Here is a 21293-nt window from a genome sequence, read left to right as displayed (position 1 = left end):
TCTTTGAACTATTTCGAGTCTGTTTTTAATTTATGCTATTCAGTAACCCGGAGCATATGCCCCGGGAGAGTGCTGGTTAAGCGACGATTGGGAAGAAATAACCGAACAACATAGCACCTAAAATGGCGCCACCGGCAACGGGTTTTTGCCATACATAGAAAATCAATGCGCCAATTAAAGAGCCAATTCCGATTGGAATGGATGCGGCCATCGCAGCTAAAATAATTAATGGACCTAAGAAACGGCCAGAGGTATTACCCGCACCCATCATGACGTCAGCACCAAAGGTTGAGTTAGCCTGAGCAATCGTGAATTTACGTGCAAATACAATCAGTAAGCCGATTAATACGCCAAGGAATAAGCCAGTTAGTAACGACATCCAGAAGTTAGTGACTAAAAAATCCCAACCAGCGGCTAAAAATAAGGCGGGAACACCGAGGCCAATACCGGTTTGCAGTGCACCACCGATATCTAAAATACCGACCAATGAACCTTCGATGATCCTAGCAAATAAGAAACTTGCACCAAATGCTGCGACTGCGCCATAAACCCCGGTATCTAACCCTGCACGTAACATGGCGACGAACGCCACTTCGTTAAATGCCCCAAAACCGTAGACGACATACATGTGGGTACCTGCGAAGATCCCTGCGGAAAGCAACCCAACAAAAATCGGGAAGGACCATTCTGCGTACCAAAAATCTTGTTTGTTAATTTCTGTTGTCATGATTATTTCCCGCTCAGCAGACCGTGGACGTATTCAAGCCACAATGGTTTATCTAGGTTGAAAGAGGTGATCATCTTTAGGTCGAATTCACGGAAGAAGCCGCTGAGAACGAACAGGAGAACCACTGTTATCATCATTGTACGAGTGATACGGTTCCAGCCGTTGTCATCAACGCCTTTACCAATCAAGATACCTAAAACTAAACCAGGGATAGCATTCCCCATGATTAGCTGAGCACAACCACCAAATAATGTTGCCCAGAAACCTGAACGACGCCCTGCATCCATGGCGGCTAACCAGAAGATGACTGGCATCACGGTATTAACTAACAAGTTTGCGGCAGGCACTAGTACGTTAATGGCTGTCGTTTGTAGTGCAGCCGGAACTGCGGAAGCGGTTGTGTTTAAGAAGGCGACAACTAATGCCCCAATGATGGCACAAGCGATAGCCATTTTTTTCGGGTTATGCAGTGTGTCAGCGACACTACGGTTTTTGGTTAATAGTGCAGCCGCGCCCCAGTTTGGGATGATGCGGTGATCAACATCTTGTGTAAATGCCCCAGCAGCAACTGACGATGCCCATGCGTTAAAGAAGAACCCTAAGCCGAAAGAAAAATGAGATGCTGGGTCGCCTTCACAAGCGTTCAGCTCACCCAATGTACGGAATGCCCCCATACCTTGTACGGTTGGTGCGTGGAACATACGCGCAGCCCCTGCGCCTAAGCCAAAGCCGCAGAGCCCACCGATGATCAGGGACATGCCCAATATTTCTAAAAAAGATGCAGTTTCACTCATGGAATTAACTCCAGACCTGATTGCTATTATTGTTCTGTAAATGGTATTTCGTTGACAGAAAGTAAAGTGACATCCAGCGAAACGTCGAGTACAACACGAAAATGTTCACGTTTGCGTGGCAAAAAGAGAAAAAGAAATTTTTCTGTCCGCGAATGAGAGTGAGCACTAATCACTTCAACATCCTTTGGTTCTATCCGTAGGATGATATCTGTGCTGTTCTTCAGTACGGTTTTTTGAATTGAATTTAAGGCGTCAGCTATTGCTTTTTGCTTAGTGTCGCCTTGCCCTGTAACCCGTACAACCGTTTCGATAGATTTTTTCATTAAGCGTTGCCGTATTTTTTATTGAATGCTTTTACCAAGCGCTCGCCTAACTCTTCCTTGTCCATAAAACCGAAACCTAATACATTGCAACCGTCTGCAATCGCGGTTTCTCCCTCTTCAATAGAGCGCATCCCATAGCGAGCTTTATAGCCATATTTAGTTTGAGCGGTAATTGCGCCAGCGCCACCACTACCACAAAATGAGATGCCTAAATCGGCTTGTTCTGCGTTCATGACATCACCGAGTTTCATATCAGCAGCGACCCCCGGAACAACAACGGCTTTGCCACCCGCAGCTTCAACACCGGCAGCTACTTTTTGGCCTTTACCTAAACGGTCACCGATAACAACAACTATCTGTTTCATAAAATATTCTCCAAATCCTACCAAATTAGTAATTAATCATTTGAACGTGCGACTTCAAAGTGAACAGAGAGTAAATAAGTCTCTTCAGGTGCTAATCCAGGAAGTGTGTCAACAACCCGTTGTGCGAGCACTATCGAATGTTCAGAAATTTCATCGAATAAGCTGATATCGACTTCTGGTAAGGCTTCACCCGTTTTTGCTCTACCGACCATGGCACGTAAATGAGACTCCAACATCTGTTGTTGTACATCTGTGGTGTAGCAGTCCTCCTGCTTGAGCCAGTCAGTAATCACTGCTAGCAGTTTTTGTGTCACCTCATCAATATCAAGGTTATGTTCTAACATTTTAAAAACGATAACTGATTCACTCATAACTATTTAAAATCCAAAGTAATATTGCAAGTTAGACTACTCTGTTCCTTCATGCTTAATACCTTAGTCTGTTCTTGTTCATTTTTGCAGGCAGGAAATTTCCACTTATAAGTGGAAATTGTTTGGAAATTAATAAATGTATCTTTGGTGTGTTTTTTGCTCTATTTGGAAATTAAGTGGAAAAATTGACATCAGTCAACTATCTAAATAAGATGTAAATAACAATACTTTGAATAAAATGTGTTATTTATCAATTAATTATTTTTTTAATTAAAAAATGGAAACAAAAAAAGGAACTGGAAAGGGAAGTGGAAGCTATAAATGGAAATGATGTTGCGTGGGTTGTACTCGCTTCCATTTAGTCACTTTGGCCGTAAAATAGACAGTTTAGGATAGGAAAGTATTTATAAGAGTTGTGGTTAGGATCACGTAAAAGTCAGCAACTTCCACTTTTCCACTACAAAGTGGAAATTGCTATCAAGTTAGAGGATACGCGCTAAGCTATCTTTAGCTATTACTTGGAACTCATTGAAATTTTTGACACTCACTAAGCGACGTGTTGTCTTTTCTTTTACAAAGGTAACGAAAAGGTCATAAATAGCCATTGCTTCTTCATAGTCTGTTTTACTGATAGCTAATAAGAAAATGACATAAGCATTTTCTTTGGTTTCCTTATTCCACTCAATGCCTTTCGGGGCGACAACGGTTGCAACCACTGTTTTATTGGCAAGTAGACCTAAAGAGTGAGGCAATGCGATACCTTCCCCGAGCAAGGTGGAAACAATTGATTCACGCTCTTGTAGTGAAGGGTAGAAATCAGGTGTGACGTAGCCTTCTTGCTGCAATTTATTGCAAACCATTTGAAAGAGCTCTTCTTGGCTAATTTTTTCATTAATTACCATGAAGAACCGTTCATCAAAAAAGCGCTCGATAATATAAGGGCGAGTTTGATCAACCATGGCGAGGCGGCCAACTTGCTCTAGTTGATAGGGTGTTGGGAACGGCGCAATTTTAATAACAGGCTTATTTTTCTCTGAAATTCGTACAGTGGTAATCACGAAATCTTCAGAGACTTCATCCAAGGATTCATACTCTTGTAACGTTAACCCTCGGCTAAATTTGAGCTGTGGAAATTCACGCATGATTTTAGATTCAACCACGCGAAACGTGGAGTTCCCTGCATCAGTAACTACCAGTACTTCTGTTTGGCGAATGGAGCCAGCGCCATAGTTACGTTCGAGGCTGACTCCAATATGAACCGCAAGGTAACCTAGTTCATCTTCACTGATTGGGTGGGGGAGTAATTGCTTACTTGCACTGGTTAACGCGCTCAGTGTGACATCATAGGCGAACGGGTAATATTGTTTGATATCAGATAATAGCGGGTTTGGTGTGGAAATATGATACTGCAAACGGGTGATCAGCGATGCAAGATGAGTATTGAGATCTTTTTTGAGTTTTTCATCGCTCCGTAAGTCATAATTATATAACTCATTAATATAATTTAAAATATATTCACACAGCTCATTATGAGTACCACTTTTTTGCGTGCTAGAGTCTTGGTTACTAATGCGTTGGGCAACAATTTGGTCATGTAAATAGCTAAGTTCTGCCCCTGAAAGGTCATTGCCAAGAAAGTAGATTAAACCTTTGGATATTTCATCACAGGCTTTGCGGATCACTTCTTCACTGTCATCATTTTTGACGGAGGTGGTGAGTTCATGACCACGAGTGATACGCAAAATAGTCACCGCACAATTAAAAACCAGGTATAAATGCCCTTCGTTGCTAATTCGAATATCAAAGCGATTCATACTGTTATGTAAAACTTTATCGATATATGTCAGGTCTAAATTATCAAGGCAATCAGGGCGGAAAGTGGTTAAATCAGGGGTTATCTGTGCAGAATAGCGGCGCCATAAAGTTTCGGTCATACAAGCTCGAACTGCCCACTCGCTACCGTTCAAACGAATGCCTTGATGAGGGATACTTTCTAATGCAATTTGGTATTTATGAAGCTGTTCTCTCACCGCACCCATATCTTGCTGTAAAGTGCCACGGCTGATAAACCACTCTTCAGCGATATCATCAAGTTTTACGGGGAGTGATAACATCAAGAGTTTTAATAGCAGGGCATCAATGCGCTCTTTGCTAGTGCGAGGAATCTGATTGTCTTCATCACTTTGTTGAGTAAAGGTAGCAAATAGGGCTTCGTCTTCAATTTTTAGTCGGTAACCGCGACCTCGCTCATATACAATATGAGCACTATATGGCTGTATCAATTCATTGATTTCATTGATATCAGAACGAATAGTTCGAGTAGAAACGGAGAAATTTTTGGCTAACTCGTCTTGAGGCACTACCTCATTGAGAATTTGAGCAAAAATTTGATTATGTCGCTGTTGAGTGAATAGAGCCACGGAAACACCTTTAAAATCAAAACGAAAAAGCATTTGAGCAAGAAAATGACTTGTTTTTTGCTCGCTAATGGCAGGACTCTAACACAAGCATGTCAATATGTAGGATATGTAAATCATAAAATTTGCGAATCCGTTCGCAAAATTCACTCTGCTATAGCAGGAAAAGGGCTAGCTTTGCTCTCCAAGATCGATTAATAGCCCTCTAAACGGTTTATTTGCACTAATGATGACTTGATTGTCGTCTTGGATAAAAGCCCCATCATTGCAATTCATTTCTAACTGCTCGCCTTTTGGTGTACGCAATGTCGCTCCACCATGTATAGACTGAAGGAATGAGTTTTTTCCTTTTAGCGTGATCGCTGTTGACTCATTAGTTGCCAAATGAATTTGGGTGATCCAAATTTGTTGACGTAACTGAATGCTTTGACTTTCCCCGTCAGGAGATGCGATAAGTTTGTTCTCATTTTCACTAATGGCTATTTTTTGCAAAGGCAAAGATTCTTGCTGTGGGCAAGCATTTAGCCAGAGCTGTAAACGTGTCAACGGTGTTTTTGGGCACACATTTTGTTCGCTGTAGCTTAGGTCTGGGCGCGGTGAAAAACGCACACACTCACCTTCATCTGCTTGGATGGTGTTACCTAGGCTATCTCGATATTCTGCATGCCCTTTTAGGATGATATTTAAGATATCGACATGTGGATAGGTTCTTGGCTGTAGTGCATTTTGTGGCGCGATAACTTCTTGGTTCAGCACTCTGAGAGTTTTAAAACCCATAAAGTCTGGGTCAAAATAATGGCCGAATGAAAAGGAATAACGGGCTTGTAGCCAACCATAATCAGCTTTTCCGCAATGGTTAGCGGGTCTTAGTGTCATCATAATGGTTAACCCTCATTGAAAATAAATAAGTTAATAATCTATTGTTATAATAAATAGCTGGACGTTGAATTGTTAGCCAGTTAATCTGTTTCCTTTGTTCAAATTTCCTGAAAGAGAAACTTCATGAGTAAAGAGAGAGCATTAACGCTTGAGTCATTAAGGGTTATGGATGCAATCGACCGCCGTGGTAGTTTTGCTGCAGCCGCTGAAGAGTTGGGGCGAGTCCCATCTGCGCTGAGTTATACCATGCAAAAATTAGAAGAAGAGCTCGATGTCATTTTATTTGACCGTTCAGGGCATAGAACTAAGTTTACCAATGTCGGTAGGATGCTACTTGATAGAGGAAGGATCCTACTTGAAGCCGCAGATAAGCTAACATCTGATGCGGAAGCGCTTGCAAAAGGATGGGAAACGCATTTAACCATCGTGTGTGAGGCTTTAGTTCCTGCTCATTCACTTTTTCCGCTGGTGGAACGATTGGCGGAAAAATCAGAAACACAGTTATCGTTAATTACTGAAGTATTGGCGGGAGCATGGGAACGTCTTGAAAGCGGTAAAGCGGATATAGTCATTGCTCCTGATATGCATTTTCGATCCTCTTCAGAAATTAACTCTAAATCGTTATATACCGTTAATCATATTTATGTAGCGAGCCCGGATCATCCCATTCACCAAGAACCTGAGCCGTTATCTGATGCGACTCGAGTGAAATACCGTGGAATTGCAGTGGCTGATACCGCTCGTGAGCGGCCTGTGATCACGGTGCAGTTGTTGGATAAACAACAACGATTGACGGTGTCAACGATTGAGGATAAACACAGAGCCTTGTTGGCCGGCCTTGGTGTTGCGACGATGCCGTACCCAATGGTTGAACAAGATATTCGCGAAGGGCGTTTAAAGGTGGTTGGCGCAGAATTTAGCCATGAGACGAATATTATTATGGCGTGGCGGCGGGATAGTATGGGGGAGGCTAAGTCGTGGTGTCTCCGAGAAATCCCCAAATTATTTAGAGTGTAAACTCGTTATATTTTGAGCCGTAGGGGTGTTGGCTTCATTGAGTCACCCGAGTCACATACTTATGTATGCTCACGGGATGACTCAATTTGCCGCCTACCTACAACTCAAACTATTTAGAGTTTACGAGTAAGGTTTGCTGGTAGCGATTCAAAAGAGTAAAACTATCTCAGTCATAGCTCAGTTGTAGCACGAATTATTTAGAAGTTAACCGTGGCTGAAAAGATAAAACCGCTCGACTAATTTGTCGCCTACCTACAACTCAAACTATTTAGAGTTTACGAGTAGGGTTTGCTGGTAGCGATTCAAAAGATTTAAATAAAAAAATACCTCCCAAGGGAGGTATAAGTTGGACAAACAAATAAAGTCAATAAGGTAATAAGGGGGATAATGAAATCGGAGTTACCATTTTTTATTTAATAAATGGTCAATACTAAATTTCCCTGGGCCGGTTACTGCTAATAGTAAGAAACCGCCTGCGATAGTAAAGTTCTTCATAAACATTAAACTATTTGGTGCAACGCTAAAGTCGATATGGAACAGTAGCGCCGTTAATACGGTAAAGCCTGCAGTAAATAGGGCTACAGTTCGTGTTAAGAAACCAAATAGAATGGCTAAACCGCCACCAAGTTCTAATAAAATGGTTAAAGGTAATAAAAAGCCTGGAACACCCATTGCTTGCATGTATTGTTGTGTTCCTGCGTATGCATCTCCCAGTTTTCCATACCCAGCAACAATGAACAGAATTGGCATCATAATACGAGCTAACAATACCGCACCATTTTCTAAATTTTTCATTAAGATTCTCCAGACTAATAAGCCATTAAATATAAAGTATTTGCGATATGTGTCGCTTTGTAATGTTGTTTTCAGCACAAATAGGTAAGAAAACATTTGATGGGCTTATAATAGTCATTTGCTTATTCAATAAAAAGCAAAGCTTATTAACAAAGATAGTCAAAAAAATTGAATGGTGATGAAGGGGAGCTAGCTAAAGTGAAGAGGCTTAATTTAGCATATTGATTTTAATTGAAATTACTTCTTTCCTGCATTGATCGTACTTTGAATTGTCCTTGCTATACCCCACATTGTGAAGGCTTTTTTCCCTAATTGAAGTATGCGTTTGGGTTTTTTCAGTGAATAAATCGAAAGCAGGCCTGTTGCCGCAATAAATAAAGGACGGAAGGTAACGAAGGTTTTCCATGTACGGTCATAAGGAGCGGTCACTCGTAGCCAATCTTCAGAACTTGCAGCAAGGTCGCTCCGTTGCTGCTCAATTCTGTTGAGTAACCGTTGTTTTTTTGCGGCAAGTAATTGGCGTTTATTTCTGGTCATTATCTTTACCTGCTAATGCATTCGCGTCTTGGCTTAATTGCTCCCGTGTGGAGCTCAATAAGGTAGACTGCTTTGCTTTTTTAAGAGCCCAAATAGCAAAGGTAATGGCGAGTAGGACTAAGCACCCTGTTGTTATAGCAAGTGCTTGATAACGATAAACAGGGTCAACAGACCAAAAAATAAGACCAATTAAACACATTAGGCCAAAAGCAGTAAAAAGAAGCGCTAGTCCAACTAACAATAACAACTGGATAAAATTAACTTTCTCTTCTTCGAGCTCAACGGCAATGAGTTGAAGGCGAGTTTCAACAATATTAACGGTAATACTGGCAATGCGTTGCAGTATTTCAAGGACCCCTTTACCGGGGCCCTGACGTTGTTGATTTTGTTCCATAAGCAATTAACGTTTCGCGAGAAGTACGCCAAGAACCACACCAACAGCAGCACCGATACCGATACCAGTCCATGGGTTTTCTTTGACATAGTTGTCTGCACGGCCCGCAATTTCTTTAGTTTGCTCAGTGATCCTTTCGGTGGTTTGACCGAGTTTAGCGCGAGATGAGTAAAGTACATCTTTCGCTTTGGATTTCAAGCTTTCAATCTCTTCTTTCGACTTCTCGCCTGTATCATTCAATACGGCTTCAAGAGAATCTGCTAACGCTTTTAGTTCTGCGCGTAGGTCTTCTGATGAATGATTTGATGACATATAGAACCTCCTATCAATAGAAAAGAAACATCACTGTATTAACAATAACTGTTTTTGCATTAAGTGCAATGAGTTATTCAATAATAAATTAGGGGTTAAGAAAAAATGTAAAAAACAGTATTTATAGAAATGCCATAAATATCAGTTAGTTAATTTAATTGCGGGGAGTGGAGATACTAAGACGTAAAATTAAGTAAAAATGAAAATGCGAGAACTGAGAGTTCCCGCATGGAGAATTAATTCGCTTTTTTATTTGAGAATTTTTTCTTAACGACAACAGCAATGCTACCAATTAAGCCAAGGATCAGTAGCCCTACAGGGATCAACATCAAAATGTTCATAATATGATGTTCATATTGTAGGAAAATCGGGCTTTTACCAAAGCCATAACCAATTGCAGTCAAAATTAACACCCACAGTAGGCCACTTAACCAATTGAATACTTGGAAACGACCGTTTTGCAAGCCAGCTAGCCCTGCTATTGTTGGAAGTAGTGTTCTGACAAAAGCTAAAAAACGACCAATTAACAAGGCAGCGAGGCCATGACGGTGGAACAAGCCATAAGCGCGTTGGTGGTAGTGTTCAGGTAAGTGTTCAAGCCAGCCTTTAACTATTCGTGTGTTCCCCAGCCATCGCCCTTGTATATAACCAACCCAACAGCCTAAACTGGCGCCAGCGGTTAAAATTACAATAGTGAGCGGATAACTTAATGTGCCTTTAGCGATGAGAACACCAACTAAAATCAATAAGCTATCGCCAGGTAAAAACGCTGCAGGCAACACCCCGTTTTCAAGAAACAAGATAGCGAACAGCATGAAGTAAATCGACCACACTAACGATGGGTTAGATAGGGTGACATAATCTTGGTGCCAAAGGGCGAAAAAAAGTTCTTTAACTAATTCCATTAATGTTTCCTAAACGGCAATAACAGCAACAAACTTGTTGTTGGGCAGGGAGAAATGGATTAAGTGAATGCCAAAGTGAAAGTAGTGTTTCCTCAGGCTGTTAGTGTAAAGCACGCTCACTTTAACAAAACAGAAAATAACTAAACAGTAAATTTTAAGCTTATTTTTAGAATTCATTTAAGTTTTGGCCGATTTTTACGATTTATTGCGCGGCATGGAACGATGTAAAGTGCTTAAAAATGGCGTTTAACCCGCTTTTTACCGAGAGTATGCGAAATATACTTGTTAATTTATCTTTTAATGTAAAAAAATAACGATAAAACAATAAAGGCTAATTATTGCATTTTAAGGCTATTTACCGTATCTTATCGCCATAGCAAAGGGGAGTAACTTCTTCTTGTCGGTTTATCGTCATTACGGTGTACACATTACACCCGGTAGCCGAGCACCACAGTTCCCTATTTTTAGGTTATTTGTGTTGTAAGTGAGACCTTGCCAGAAGGCGGGGTTTGCTCATAATTTACAACCAAAAGAAATAGCTTGTGGTTAACGAATTTTAAGCGGCTGATGTCTTCTGGATATCAGCCGTTTTTTGTTTTTTAAGGGAAAGGAAAATGCACTCAGTTGGTAACCCGATTTTATGGGGTAGTTTTGCCGTTATTATTTTACTTATGTTACTCATTGATTTGTTCTGGCAAGGGAAACACAAAGGCCAAGCAATGTCGATGAAACAAGCTGCGGCTTGGAGTATCGTGTGGGTAACGCTTTCGCTTCTCTTTGCAGCGGGTTTTTGGTGGTATCTTAATGAGAACGTAGGGCGTGAGTTTGCTGATAGCCAAACCATGGCGTTCTTAACGGGTTATTTATTAGAAAAAGCATTAGCTGTTGATAACGTATTCGTTTGGTTGATGTTATTTAGTTATTTTGCCATTCCTGCAACTTTACAGCGTCGTGTGTTGGTTTATGGAGTATTAGGCGCTATCGTACTTCGTACGATTATGATTTTTGCAGGTAGTTGGTTAGTCACACAATTTAGCTGGATTTTGTATGTATTTGGCTTGTTCTTGCTATTTACTGGTTTGAAAATGGCTTTTGCCAAAGAAGATGACTCGTCAATAACGGATAAACCGCTAGTAAAATGGGTTCGTTCTCATTTACGTATGACGGATGAATTACATGGTGAAAAATTCTTTATTAAACGTAATGGCGTCCTATTTGCGACCCCACTTATTTTAGTGCTGATTTTAGTTGAAATTAGTGACGTGATATTTGCGGTGGACAGTATACCCGCTATTTTTGCGGTGACGACTGACCCATTCATTGTTTTAACATCGAATTTATTTGCAATTTTAGGCCTACGTGCCATGTATTTCTTATTGTCAGGGGTTGCTGAAAAGTTCTCAATGCTAAAATACGGTTTAGCGGTAATTTTAAGCTTTATCGGTATAAAAATGCTATTGATTGATATTTTCCATATCCCAACACCGATTTCGTTGGGTGTGATTGCGTCAATTTTAGTCGTGACGTTAATCATTAATGCAATTGTTAATAAACGCAACGAAGCAAAAAGTTAATTTATCTTTTTTATTTTTAAATCCTCTGCTGTAAAAAGCAGGGGATTTTTTTTAACCCCCTGAAAACGCTCAACCATTTTGTTTATCCCATTCTACTATAAGAAACAAAACTCTATTGAGATCACAGTTATGTAAAATGTTTGTTAAACAAAGTCAATCATTGTGTATATTTTGAATAATTGCCTTTTCAGGCGACTATTATTCCTTATACTTGCTGTGCAAACACATTTAATTCCTAATAAAGATAAATAATATAGGTCTATTATGGATACAAATAAAACAGGGTTATGGCGAGTTATTAGCCAAGGTAGTCTAGTCAAACAGATACTGGTTGGCTTGATAGCGGGTATTTTGCTTGCATGGTTATGGCCATCTGCTGCAAAAAATGTCGGGTTGTTAGGGGATTTATTCGTTAGTGCGTTAAAAGCTGTTGCTCCTGTACTGGTTTGGGTGTTAGTCATGTCATCCATTGCTAACCACCGCCAAGGGCAAAAAACCAATATCAAACCTATACTGGTGTTGTATATTTTAGGAACATTTTTTGCCGCGGTTGTCGCCGTTATTGGTTCTTTCCTGTTCCCATCAAATTTAGTCTTAGCGGTAGGTGATACACAGCTAAATCCACCGGGTAATATTGCTGAAGTGTTAAAAGGCTTGCTAATCAATATATTTGCGAACCCTATCGACGCACTGATTAAGGGCAATTATATTGGTATTTTAGCGTGGGCGATCGGGCTGGGTATTGCACTGCGCCATGCAAATGAAACCACAAAAACTTTAGTTCATGACTTTTCTAATGCAGTAACACAACTGGTACGGGTTGTGATCCGTTTAGCGCCTTTAGGGATTTTTGGCTTGGTTGCTTCCACTATCGCAACGACAGGCTTTGCAACCTTAAAAGGCTATATTCACGTTCTCGCAGTATTGATTGGCTGTATGCTGATTGTTGCTTTCATTGTTAACCCATTGATTGTTTACTGGAAAATGAAACGTAACCCATACCCATTAGTTCTCGCTTGCTTACGTGAAAGCGGGGTAACAGCATTCTTTACACGTAGTTCAGCAGCAAATATCCCTGTGAATATGGGGATGTGTCGCCGCATGAATCTACATGAAGATACTTACTCTGTTTCTATCCCATTAGGTGCAACCATTAATATGGCTGGTGCAGCGGTAACGATTACAGTACTGACGTTAGCCGCCGTACATACTCTAGGTATTCCAGTTGATATCCCAACGGCACTGTTATTAAGTGTGGTTGCTGCGGTGTGTGCATGTGGCGCATCAGGCGTTGCCGGCGGTTCACTATTACTGATCCCATTAGCTTGTAACATGTTCGGTATTTCAAATGAAATTGCGATGCAAGTGGTCGCGGTTGGTGTGATGATTGGCGTATTACAGGATTCAGCAGAAACGGCGCTTAACTCTTCAACTGACGTGTTATTTACTGCAGCGGTGTGCTTAGCGGAAGATGAGAAACTGGCTAACGCTGAAGCGCGGCTATCTCATCGTGATTAATTGTTAATTAAATATATTTTGAAAGGGCAGAGACAGCGAAAGTGAACTCTGCCCTTATTTTAGTGGGTTATTGAGTTAAAACTCATTACGTAAGCGGCGATAACCTTCGACTAACTGCACATTAGTTGCGGCAACTTCTTCTGAAAATTGCAAAGAGGCGCGGTCAACTTGCTTAAACTGAGATAAATCACTGTGGGCATTTACATGTACGCAGGATGGAATATATAAAGCAGGGGGTAGCGTTAAACCATCAACAACAGCGTTATAGCGAACAACACAGTTTTCCCCAATTTTGCAATTAAATAGAACGCTATTAAATCCAATAAATACTCGTGTAGCAATATTACAAGGGCCATGGACAATGGCACGATGTGCTATTGAAGTATGTGAGCCAATTTGTACTCCAGCCCCACTTTTAGAATGGATAACAACACCATCTTGAATATTTGAATGTGGGCCTATTACTATCGGTGACATATCCCCCTCTTCATTGAGCTCATCAGCTCGGATGACTACATATGGGCCGATATATACGTAATCTTCAACAATGACTTTGCCACAAATAATTGCGGTAGGGTCGATATAGGCTTTTTCTGAAATAACAGGGGAGTGTCCTGATGGATTTTTACGCAGCATGAGTACTCCGTTTCCAGTGCGTGTGAACAACTGCATTATGTGCATGTAAACTTTCTTGATGCTCTATATTAATGTTCACTTCGTCATAGTGACATTGATGACGAAAAGCCATGACTAGTTTTCTCGCTGCATCTTCACAAAACATCAGGTTTTGGGCATTTGCGATAGCGAAAGCTTGTTCATCATTACGTTTAACAACAGTTTGTACAGGTGTTGAAAGCACGTTTTCAATTTGATTAATTAATTCAATGATGGGAAATATTTTATGACTAGCTTTCAACGCTATGGTTACCCATGCCCAGCTGCGTTGGCTATGTGGTGTAGCGGGTAACCCATTTTTAGCTAGCCAGTTGAAAACTTGAGTGGGATATAATGGTTGTGTCTCGTCCTCAAATTCAATAGCAAATTGTTGTTGAATCACTTGGGTACTGAGTGCCGTGGCACTAGGACATGTCGATGAATAAGGAACCCCAACTTTTAAACAGATAATAAATGATTTGTTGAAATTTGCATTTATTTCAAATGGATATGCTTTCCATCCATGCTGGTGAGAAACTAAAGAAGGGCGAGATAATAAAATATCGCCATAAAGTCGAAGAGATGACTTCGATGATACATGGCTATGGGATATTAAAATCTGCTCTAGAGCCTGTTGAATCAAATTGGGGGTTAGTTCATGCTGTGTGAGTCCATCTAAGGTCTGATACAGCCGGGACATGTGTATTCCTTTCTGTCCTTGTAAATCAGTACCGACATCAACAAGTGCGTTGATTGGACGACCCGCTATCTCAATAGGTAAAGCAATCCCTGTCATACCGACCCAGTCTAGCTTGATATTGCTATAAATATCATTTTCCTTTTGCGCATCCGGTAAAGATGAACAACGTAATTCAGTTGATACTGTCATAACCCCTCAGCCATTCTTAACTTACAAATAGTGATTATGTTATAACATAACAATTGTTTAGGGTGAAGAAAAAGAGGTATAAATATCAGTTAGGTTAAGGAGTGCAGTTCCCCCTCAGATAAAAGGCTCACCTTAGGGGGATATGAAGAGGCTAAATCTGATATGCGGTTTTCATCCCTTGCTCAATTGCTCGGCGGGCATCCAGTTCTGCAGCAACATCCGCACCGCCAATCACATGGGCGTTGATCCCGTGTTCTGCTAGTTGTGTTTTTAATGGGCGGTAAGGCTCTTGCCCTGCACACAAAATGACATTATCAACAGGCAGGCACTGTGTTTTATCTTGATAGCGAATATGGAGCCCTTCGTCATCAACTCGCATGTATTCCACGCCATTTAGCATTTGAACACCGCGTTTCATTAGTGATAAACGATGTACCCAACCGGTTGTTTTACCGAGGCCTGCTCCCACTTTACTGTTTTTCCGCTGTAATAAATACAATTGACGAGCTGATGCCATAGGGACTTTTTGTGGGGGTAATACACCACCTTTAGAATGAATTGTGGTATCAATATTCCACTCTTTATTAAAGAGTGAATTATCTAAACTGCTGCTTTTCCCTTCTTGGGTTAGCAATTCAGCAACATCAAAGCCAATCCCTCCAGCGCCAATAATAGCGACACTTTTTCCAACAGAGCGTTGTTTGGTGATGACATCGATATAGGAAATGACTTTATGGTGCTCAACCCCTTCGAGCTGGATTTTTCGTGGGATGACACCCGTTGCAATAATGACTTCATCAAACCCCGATAAACAGTCAACATCGGCTTGTTGTTCAAGGCGTACATCAACATTCAATAATTGTAATTGGCGGCAAAAGTAACGGATGGTTTCATGGAATTCTTCTTTGCCAGGTATCTGTTTAGCGAGGTTAAATTGGCCACCTATATGGTTAGATTTTTCAAACAAAGTGACACGATGCCCACGCTTTGCCGCGTAAATTGCACAAGATAACCCAGCGGGCCCAGCACCAACAATCGCAACGGATTTACTCAGTGCGGCTTTTTCGTTGGGATAATCCATTTCCCTAACAGCTTGTGGGTTAACTAAACAACTGGCCAGTTTTCCACTAAAAATCAGGTCGAGACAGGCTTGGTTGCAACCAATGCAAGTGTTAATTTCATCTGCTCGATTTTCTGCGGCTTTACGAACAAACGCTTCATCAGCTAGAAATGGCCGAGCCATTGAAACCATATCCGCTTGGTGATTGGCAATAATATGTTCTGCAACAAAAGGGTCATTGATGCGGTTAGTGGTTATCAGTGGAATATTCACTTTCCCCATTAATTTTTGCGTAACCCAACTAAATGCACTGCGAGGAACTTGCGTTGCTATCGTCGGTACTCGAGCTTCGTGCCAACCAATACCGGTGTTGATCATACTCGCACCCGCGTTTTCAATTTGTTTGGCAAGTAATTCAATCTCTTCCCACGTTGAGCCATCTTCAACTAAATCCAGCATGGAAAGCCGGTAAATAATAATAAAGTTAGCGCCAACGGCTTCCCGTATTCGCCGTACGATTTTAATGGGAAAACGAATTCGGTTTGTGTAACTTCCACCCCATTCATCGGTTCTATGGTTGGTACGTTTGGTGATAAATTGGTTAATTAAATAACCTTCGGATCCCATAATTTCGACACCATCATAGCCAGCTTGTTGAGCTAGCTTGGCTGTTGTCACGAAGTCATCAATCGTTTTTTCAACTTCATCAGTTGAGAGTTCTCGGGGGGCGAATGGAATAATCTCTGCTTGAATAGGACTTGGTGCAACTAATTTAGGATGCAGGCCATAACGCCCTGCATGTAAGATTTGTAAGGCGATTTTACCGTCAGCTTGGTGGACGGCATCCGTGATTTGTTGATGAAATGAAAGCTGGTTTTTATCGTTTAATACTGCGCCATGAGCGGTAAGCGCCCCTTCTGGATTGGGGGCGATCCCACCGGTAATGATCAGACTGACACCATTTTCAGCGCGTAGGCGATAAAAATGCGCTAGCCGCTCGCTGCCTTGCGGGTGCTCTTCAAGCCCAGTATGCATTGAACCCATCAAAATACGGTTTTTTAGGACGGTATGGCCTAAATCAAGTGGGGTAAAAAGGTGTGGAAAATTGCTCATTATTATACTCCCATTCGGGATTTCATTAACAGGTCAGATGAGTTAACTGTAGCGTAATGAAGCTGCAATTTGGTAAAGATGTTAAAATTTTGTGATTTTTATCATATGTTTTCGGTTAAATAGCTGAGTGTCATAAAAAAATAGGTGTTTTTTTATTTTTATGTCATAAACAGAGATTAAAAAAAGAGACACACAGCATAAAGAACGATATAGGGGAAACCATGATGAAAGAGATTTGCCAAGCTATTACTTTAGAAGGTGAATACGTTCGCCTTGAACCTCTATCCCACCAATATGATGTCGAACTGGCAGAAATCATTCGACGAGATGGGTTGAATAATTTGTGGTATGCCTTAGTTCCTGAGCCTGAGCATTTCTCTCAAGATGTGGAAAAGCGCCTGGAAAATTTCCAGAAAAAGGAATGCTTACCTTTTGTGGTGATCGATAAACGAAGCGGTAAACCAGTTGGTATTACTTCTTACAATCGTGTGGACCATGCAGTAAGGCGGGTTGAAATCGGAGCCACTTGGTATGGAATAGAAGTACAACGCACCGCATTAAATACAGAAGCTAAATATATGCTCTTAAAGCATGCTTTTGAGGAATTGAATTGCGTTGCAGTGGAGTTTCGTACACATTTTTTAAATAGCCAAAGTCGTCGAGCCATTGAACGGCTAGGGGCTAAGCTTGATGGTATTTTACGCAACCATATGAAAACTAAAACGGGTGAACTGCGTGATAGCTGTATATATAGCATTATTGAGTCAGAGTGGCCGTCAGTAAAACACCACTTAGAATGGCAGATGGTGAAACCGCGCTAAGGTTAGCTGTAGATAAGTCGCCCACCGAAAGGTGGGCGATATTAGCTATAAATACTCATGCATGGGTTTGGTCATAAACACATTATTTGGCATTTTTTCTGTGGTGGTATAGCCTGCAGGGCTATTAATCAGTGCAGGAATACGGTTCACTAAATTTGCACAGGTTAATTCTACGGTTGTATGATGTTGTTTTTATTATTAATTCGATATTGGCAAGCATTAAATATAAATAAAGTACAAAAAAGTCATTCAAATAAAAAATCGAAGAACTGATTAAAATTGTAGAAAACGACGTTCAAATGATAGTAATTGCTTATGCTATCGCATTGAATTATAAGAAGAGCTATTGGGTTGAACACAATTTCAGCATACGGTTTCGAAACACTAGACCTAAGCGAAAACTACACGTATAATCCTCTCCACTTTGGCCCCTTAGCTCAGTTGGTTAGAGCAGTCGACTCATAATCGATTGGTCGCTGGTTCAAGTCCAGCAGGGGCCACCAAATTTATCAAGGAGTTAGGTGTTAATCATCTAACTCCTTTTTGTTTTTACCTCATTATCGTGAGTGTTTAACTCACAATCTAACTGGCTGTGAGTCTTCGGTTTTAACATTTTAAAAATCAATTTCAACACTTATCGTTAGGAAAACAGTGAAATTGTTTTTGCCGTTCAACGTGTTCTGCCTTTATCCATCCTATTTTATCCGCAATAGGAAAGAATAAAGAGTGTATAACGTAAATGGCGACAAAAATTCTGAAAAAATGGAAAACGGACATAAAAAAATGTTTTTTATATGTTGATTCGATAAATCACTAAGCGTTGGAGTAAAATATTCTTTAAATGTGCATTTAAAGAATATTAAACTACACCGTCAAAGTGGTTAATCCCTGTGGAATTAAATGTTAATCTAATGGTGTGTTTTTATTTTTATTAATCAATGGGTTATTTAATTTTTTCTGTGTGAAATATTTGGTTACATAGTTTATTTCTATGTACATTAGAACTTACTGGGCTTATCGCAGTTTGGTCTATTTTTTGTTCGATGATTATTTTGTTATGATTCGTTTTTAGTGTTTTTCTGGAATTATATAGCGATATTTCAACCCGTTTACGCTAAGTCACTTATCCTAGAGAGATACAAACTGGCCCTCCGGTTTACAGTCCATTCATAAGCTTTTATTATCCTTAACTCAAATCTTACCGTGCGCACTGGCTGAGATGACGGAAATTAATCGATAATTATTTTGACTTAACCCAATTTGTCATTCTGGATAAAGGATATCGCTATGCCAACTCCATGTTATATTTCCATTGAAGGAAAAACCCAAGGTAACATCACTGCCGGTGCATTTACGGCGGATTCTGTCGGTAACATCTATGTGCAAGGTCATGAAGACCAAATGTTAGTGCAAGAGTTTTCTCACGTTGTGACTGTGCCGACAGACCCACAATCTGGGCAGCCTTCAGGTCAACGTGCGCACAAGCCGTTCCGTTTCACCGTGGCCTTAAATAAAGCGGTTCCGCTGCTGTATAACGCCTTAGCGTCAGGTGAAATGCTGCCGAAAGTGGAACTGAAATGGTATCGCACGTCGGTTGAAGGTAAACAAGAGCATTTCTTCACCACTACATTAACCGATGCGACAATTGTCAATATTGACTGCCAAATGCCGCACTGCCAAGACCCGGCAAAAGCGGACTTCACGCAGTTAATCGAAGTGTCTTTGTCTTACCGTAAAATCGATTGGGAGCACACCGTTGCAGGCACATCCGGTGCCGATGACTGGCGTGCGCCGCTCGAAGCGTAAGTTCGAATTTAGCGAGCCTTTCGGGGCTCGTTTGCGTTTTTAGCTTTTTCTCCCGAAGAGGAAATTCCCATGTCTTGGACAGACCCCAATAAAAACAAACGACTCGGCAGCCCCGAAAATAACCCGCTTATTCACGGTGGCGGATACACGGGTGGCAGAACCTATGCACAGGACCAAGCCTTGCAAGAAGCCCATGGGCAATTGCTAGACCGTATTATGAATGGCGAAATGGGGACGGGATTAGTATTCACCTGTACGATTGGTGGGCTACCTGAAAACACCTTTCAAGTGACGCAGTTTGATTTGCAAGAAGGGCTTTCCCAACTCTTTTCATTGTCGATTCAGGCGGTTAGTCTGTTACCCGAGATTGATTTTCAAACGGTACTCGGTGCGGCCTCTTCGTTGACTGTAAAACGAGATGGAAAAGTTCTTCGCACGGTACAAGGGATTTTAGCCGGGGCTGAGCAAGGGAATACGGATGGGGTAAAAACGTGGTATCACTTTGTGATACGCCCCGAAATGTGGGTCATGACGCTTAAGCAGGATAGTCGTATCTTTCAAGATACCACCGTCCCGAATATCCTTGAGACGCTATTGAGCGAATCTCACATCAAATTTGACAAGCAGTTTTACCACGTCGAAGAACACCTGAAACGCGAGTACATCACCCAAAAGCGCGAAACGATGTATGAATTCTGGTGTCGGCTTGCTGCTGAAGAAGGGATTACGTTTTGGTTCGAAGAAGGCCCGCAACTGTTTTACAGTGACCGTCATTTAGGTATGAAAGCAGGGATTTCGCTCACCTATAATCCGCAATCTGAAACGGATATCACCGACAGTACGGCGACCACATGGCGTTACGCTGAGCAGTTGTGCAGCGATATTCGCGTGGATAAAGACTATAATCAACTCAGACCATCATATCCCTTAAGCCATCAAGTGACGGGGGAGGTGCATCAACAACATGAAATCTTTGAAAGCTATGGTCGCTTTCAAGAAGATGCGCAGGGGCAACCGTTCAATCAAATTCGTTACGAACAATCACAAAACCAGCGCCAAGTGGGGTCGGCCACCACCAACTGCATTGAATTGGCACCGGGACGTATTTTTAGCCTATCAAACCATCCTAGCCCTCGAATGAATACGACATGGCAGGTGGTCAGTGTCTCCCATCACGGCGTGCAGCCTCTTGCTGATAACAGTGGCGGTGAAGGGACTCAATTGAGTAACCAGCTTTCCTTTATTCCCAGCACCCAAGAGTGGCGTCCCCCTTATCGGTACAAACCCACCGCCGATGGAGATGAGCTGGCGACGGTCGTCGGCCCGCCGGGGGAGGAAATTTACACCAACTCACAAGGGGCGGTGACGGTCTATTTTCACTGGGATAGGCGTGGTAAGCCCAACCACAGTGCTTCCTGCTGGGTGCGTGTAGCACAGGGTTGGAACGGCGATGGCTTTGGGTTTATGGCTATTCCCAGAATTGGGCAGGAAGTAATTATTTCCTATCTTAACAATGATATAGATAAACCGATTATCACGGGGTGTACGTATAACGGCCGTAATCGACCGCCAATTGATTTGCCTAAACATAAAACGCGCACGACGTTTCGCACCAAAACCCACAAAGGGGACGGGTTTAATGAATTGCGCTTTGAAGATGATAACGGTCAAGAAGAAATCTATGTGCATGCGCAAAAAAATTTAGCCATCAATGTGCTGAACTCTCGGGGTGAACGGATTAACTACGACCGGACAACCAGTATTGGTCATAACGATGACTTGGTTGTTGCCAGTAATCGGACAGTGACGGTTGAAGGTAATCAAGCGCACAAAACAACCGGTAACTATCAAGACAAAGTTGAGGGAGACCGACACCTTTCGATTGAGGGCGACTTGGTTAAGGCAATACAAGGCGTGGTCAGTGTGAATACACAAGGGGATATCACCTTACAAAGCCGCAGTAAAATCACGTTAAAAGTGGGCGGAAGCTTTATTGTCGTTCACAGCGGTGGTGTGGATATC

Annotated in this window: 21 protein-coding genes and 1 tRNA gene; 7 read left to right on the top strand and 15 right to left on the bottom strand. The window is 41.5% G+C overall.

From position 1 onward, the window contains the following. Window positions 1–76: 76 nt before the first annotated feature. From PSF31_RS20640 to PSF31_RS20610, 7 genes are all read right to left on the bottom strand, one after another. Window positions 77–727, bottom strand: coding sequence for a DUF4310 family protein (locus PSF31_RS20640; RefSeq protein ID WP_004258187.1), 651 nt, complete (start codon window positions 725–727; stop codon window positions 77–79). A 2-nt stretch (window positions 728–729) separates the two neighbouring features. After that, the gene (locus PSF31_RS20635) at window positions 730–1521 is read right to left on the bottom strand and encodes a DUF4311 domain-containing protein (RefSeq protein ID WP_004258184.1); all 792 of its coding nucleotides are present in this window, start codon (window positions 1519–1521) and stop codon (window positions 730–732) included. Between the two features lie 26 nt (window positions 1522–1547). Further along, window positions 1548–1844: a DUF4312 family protein gene (locus PSF31_RS20630; RefSeq protein WP_004258180.1), complete on the bottom strand. Its 297-nt coding sequence runs from the start codon at window positions 1842–1844 to the stop codon at window positions 1548–1550. Continuing rightward, the gene (locus PSF31_RS20625) at window positions 1844–2209 is read right to left on the bottom strand and encodes an SFCGS family glycine-rich protein (RefSeq protein ID WP_004258177.1); all 366 of its coding nucleotides are present in this window, start codon (window positions 2207–2209) and stop codon (window positions 1844–1846) included. The genes PSF31_RS20630 and PSF31_RS20625 overlap by 1 nt, the downstream gene beginning before the upstream one ends. A 32-nt stretch (window positions 2210–2241) precedes the next feature. After that, complete coding sequence (locus tag PSF31_RS20620) at window positions 2242–2580, bottom strand: transcriptional antiterminator (protein ID WP_096864417.1); 339 nt, start codon at window positions 2578–2580, stop codon at window positions 2242–2244. Between the two features lie 482 nt (window positions 2581–3062). Beyond that, window positions 3063–5033 (bottom strand): BglG family transcription antiterminator, encoded by a 1971-nt coding sequence (locus tag PSF31_RS20615; RefSeq protein ID WP_004258168.1) that lies wholly within the window; start codon window positions 5031–5033, stop codon window positions 3063–3065. A 135-nt stretch (window positions 5034–5168) separates the two neighbouring features. Further along, complete coding sequence (locus PSF31_RS20610; protein WP_004258163.1) at window positions 5169–5876, bottom strand: pirin family protein; 708 nt, start codon at window positions 5874–5876, stop codon at window positions 5169–5171. A gap of 123 nt (window positions 5877–5999) precedes the next feature. On the opposite strand from PSF31_RS20610, the gene PSF31_RS20605 reads away from it, so the two are divergent. Next, window positions 6000–6893, top strand: a complete 894-nt coding sequence (locus PSF31_RS20605) for a LysR family transcriptional regulator (protein WP_096864418.1) — start codon at window positions 6000–6002, stop codon at window positions 6891–6893. Window positions 6894–7292: 399 nt separating this feature from the next. On the opposite strand, the gene PSF31_RS20600 is transcribed toward PSF31_RS20605, so the two are convergent. The 5 genes from PSF31_RS20600 to PSF31_RS20580 form a co-directional block, all read right to left on the bottom strand. Then, window positions 7293–7688 carry a DoxX family protein gene (locus PSF31_RS20600; protein ID WP_004258158.1) on the bottom strand — a complete coding sequence of 132 codons (396 nt, stop codon included), beginning with the start codon at window positions 7686–7688 and terminating at the stop codon, window positions 7293–7295. A 237-nt stretch (window positions 7689–7925) separates the two neighbouring features. Continuing rightward, a complete protein-coding gene (locus PSF31_RS20595; protein ID WP_004258151.1) occupies window positions 7926–8225 on the bottom strand; it encodes a YqjK-like family protein in 300 nt (99 codons plus the stop codon). Next, window positions 8212–8619, bottom strand: a complete 408-nt coding sequence (locus PSF31_RS20590) for a phage holin family protein (RefSeq protein WP_004258148.1) — start codon at window positions 8617–8619, stop codon at window positions 8212–8214. Before PSF31_RS20590 ends, PSF31_RS20595 begins: the two co-directional genes overlap by 14 nt. Before the next feature lie 6 nt (window positions 8620–8625). After that, window positions 8626–8931 carry a DUF883 family protein gene (locus tag PSF31_RS20585; protein WP_004258145.1) on the bottom strand — a complete coding sequence of 102 codons (306 nt, stop codon included), beginning with the start codon at window positions 8929–8931 and terminating at the stop codon, window positions 8626–8628. A 236-nt stretch (window positions 8932–9167) separates the two neighbouring features. After that, the gene (locus PSF31_RS20580) at window positions 9168–9836 is read right to left on the bottom strand and encodes a DedA family protein (RefSeq protein WP_004258110.1); all 669 of its coding nucleotides are present in this window, start codon (window positions 9834–9836) and stop codon (window positions 9168–9170) included. A gap of 614 nt (window positions 9837–10450) precedes the next feature. On the opposite strand from PSF31_RS20580, the gene PSF31_RS20575 reads away from it, so the two are divergent. Beyond that, entirely contained in the window at window positions 10451–11410 is a 960-nt protein-coding gene (locus PSF31_RS20575) for a TerC family protein (protein WP_096864419.1), read from the top strand. A 264-nt stretch (window positions 11411–11674) separates the two neighbouring features. Next, window positions 11675–12928: a serine/threonine transporter SstT gene (gene sstT, locus PSF31_RS20570; protein WP_004258100.1), complete on the top strand. Its 1254-nt coding sequence runs from the start codon at window positions 11675–11677 to the stop codon at window positions 12926–12928. Window positions 12929–13003: 75 nt separating this feature from the next. Here the strand turns inward: sstT and PSF31_RS20565 are convergent, their stop codons facing one another. The 3 genes from PSF31_RS20565 to PSF31_RS20555 form a co-directional block, all read right to left on the bottom strand. Then, on the bottom strand, window positions 13004–13564 hold the full coding sequence (locus PSF31_RS20565) for a carbonate dehydratase (RefSeq protein ID WP_096864420.1): 561 nt from the start codon (window positions 13562–13564) through the stop codon (window positions 13004–13006). Beyond that, window positions 13554–14471: a GTP cyclohydrolase FolE2 gene (gene folE2, locus PSF31_RS20560; protein WP_094961529.1), complete on the bottom strand. Its 918-nt coding sequence runs from the start codon at window positions 14469–14471 to the stop codon at window positions 13554–13556. Before folE2 ends, PSF31_RS20565 begins: the two co-directional genes overlap by 11 nt. Before the next feature lie 151 nt (window positions 14472–14622). Then, window positions 14623–16644, bottom strand: coding sequence for an NADPH-dependent 2,4-dienoyl-CoA reductase (locus PSF31_RS20555; RefSeq protein WP_004258088.1), 2022 nt, complete (start codon window positions 16642–16644; stop codon window positions 14623–14625). Between the two features lie 224 nt (window positions 16645–16868). Here PSF31_RS20555 and PSF31_RS20550 point away from each other — a divergent pair, with 224 nt between their 5' ends. From PSF31_RS20550 to PSF31_RS20535, 4 genes are all read left to right on the top strand, one after another. Next, window positions 16869–17465: a GNAT family N-acetyltransferase gene (locus PSF31_RS20550; RefSeq protein WP_096864423.1), complete on the top strand. Its 597-nt coding sequence runs from the start codon at window positions 16869–16871 to the stop codon at window positions 17463–17465. A 426-nt stretch (window positions 17466–17891) separates the two neighbouring features. After that, window positions 17892–17968 (top strand) — tRNA-Ile (locus PSF31_RS20545). Between the two features lie 784 nt (window positions 17969–18752). Beyond that, window positions 18753–19271, top strand: coding sequence for an Hcp family type VI secretion system effector (locus PSF31_RS20540; protein WP_004246976.1), 519 nt, complete (start codon window positions 18753–18755; stop codon window positions 19269–19271). 69 nt (window positions 19272–19340) lie between these two features. Further along, on the top strand, window positions 19341–21293 hold a 1953-nt coding region (locus tag PSF31_RS20535), incomplete at its 3' end, for a type VI secretion system Vgr family protein (protein ID WP_272683292.1).

The organism is Providencia sp. PROV156 (assembly GCF_028480905.1).
Taxonomy (GTDB): Bacteria; Pseudomonadota; Gammaproteobacteria; order Enterobacterales; family Enterobacteriaceae; genus Providencia; species Providencia hangzhouensis.
Note: the sequence above shows the minus strand (reverse complement) of the source record. Positions and strands in the feature narration are given on the sequence as shown.

Coding starts and splice junctions, on each gene's coding strand:
- sstT (WP_004258100.1), top strand. CDS start 11,675: ATGGATACAAATAAAACAGGGTTATGGCGAGTTATTAGCCAAGGTAGT.
- PSF31_RS20625 (WP_004258177.1), bottom strand. CDS start 2,209: ATGAAACAGATAGTTGTTGTTATCGGTGACCGTTTAGGTAAAGGCCAA.
- PSF31_RS20590 (WP_004258148.1), bottom strand. CDS start 8,619: ATGGAACAAAATCAACAACGTCAGGGCCCCGGTAAAGGGGTCCTTGAA.
- PSF31_RS20575 (WP_096864419.1), top strand. CDS start 10,451: ATGCACTCAGTTGGTAACCCGATTTTATGGGGTAGTTTTGCCGTTATT.
- PSF31_RS20595 (WP_004258151.1), bottom strand. CDS start 8,225: ATGACCAGAAATAAACGCCAATTACTTGCCGCAAAAAAACAACGGTTA.
- PSF31_RS20540 (WP_004246976.1), top strand. CDS start 18,753: ATGCCAACTCCATGTTATATTTCCATTGAAGGAAAAACCCAAGGTAAC.
- PSF31_RS20610 (WP_004258163.1), bottom strand. CDS start 5,876: ATGATGACACTAAGACCCGCTAACCATTGCGGAAAAGCTGATTATGGT.
- PSF31_RS20630 (WP_004258180.1), bottom strand. CDS start 1,844: ATGAAAAAATCTATCGAAACGGTTGTACGGGTTACAGGGCAAGGCGAC.
- PSF31_RS20640 (WP_004258187.1), bottom strand. CDS start 727: ATGACAACAGAAATTAACAAACAAGATTTTTGGTACGCAGAATGGTCC.
- PSF31_RS20550 (WP_096864423.1), top strand. CDS start 16,869: ATGAAAGAGATTTGCCAAGCTATTACTTTAGAAGGTGAATACGTTCGC.
- PSF31_RS20615 (WP_004258168.1), bottom strand. CDS start 5,033: ATGCTTTTTCGTTTTGATTTTAAAGGTGTTTCCGTGGCTCTATTCACT.
- folE2 (WP_094961529.1), bottom strand. CDS start 14,471: ATGACAGTATCAACTGAATTACGTTGTTCATCTTTACCGGATGCGCAA.
- PSF31_RS20580 (WP_004258110.1), bottom strand. CDS start 9,836: ATGGAATTAGTTAAAGAACTTTTTTTCGCCCTTTGGCACCAAGATTAT.
- PSF31_RS20585 (WP_004258145.1), bottom strand. CDS start 8,931: ATGTCATCAAATCATTCATCAGAAGACCTACGCGCAGAACTAAAAGCG.
- PSF31_RS20565 (WP_096864420.1), bottom strand. CDS start 13,564: ATGCTGCGTAAAAATCCATCAGGACACTCCCCTGTTATTTCAGAAAAA.
- PSF31_RS20600 (WP_004258158.1), bottom strand. CDS start 7,688: ATGAAAAATTTAGAAAATGGTGCGGTATTGTTAGCTCGTATTATGATG.
- PSF31_RS20605 (WP_096864418.1), top strand. CDS start 6,000: ATGAGTAAAGAGAGAGCATTAACGCTTGAGTCATTAAGGGTTATGGAT.
- PSF31_RS20620 (WP_096864417.1), bottom strand. CDS start 2,580: ATGAGTGAATCAGTTATCGTTTTTAAAATGTTAGAACATAACCTTGAT.
- PSF31_RS20555 (WP_004258088.1), bottom strand. CDS start 16,644: ATGAGCAATTTTCCACACCTTTTTACCCCACTTGATTTAGGCCATACC.
- PSF31_RS20635 (WP_004258184.1), bottom strand. CDS start 1,521: ATGAGTGAAACTGCATCTTTTTTAGAAATATTGGGCATGTCCCTGATC.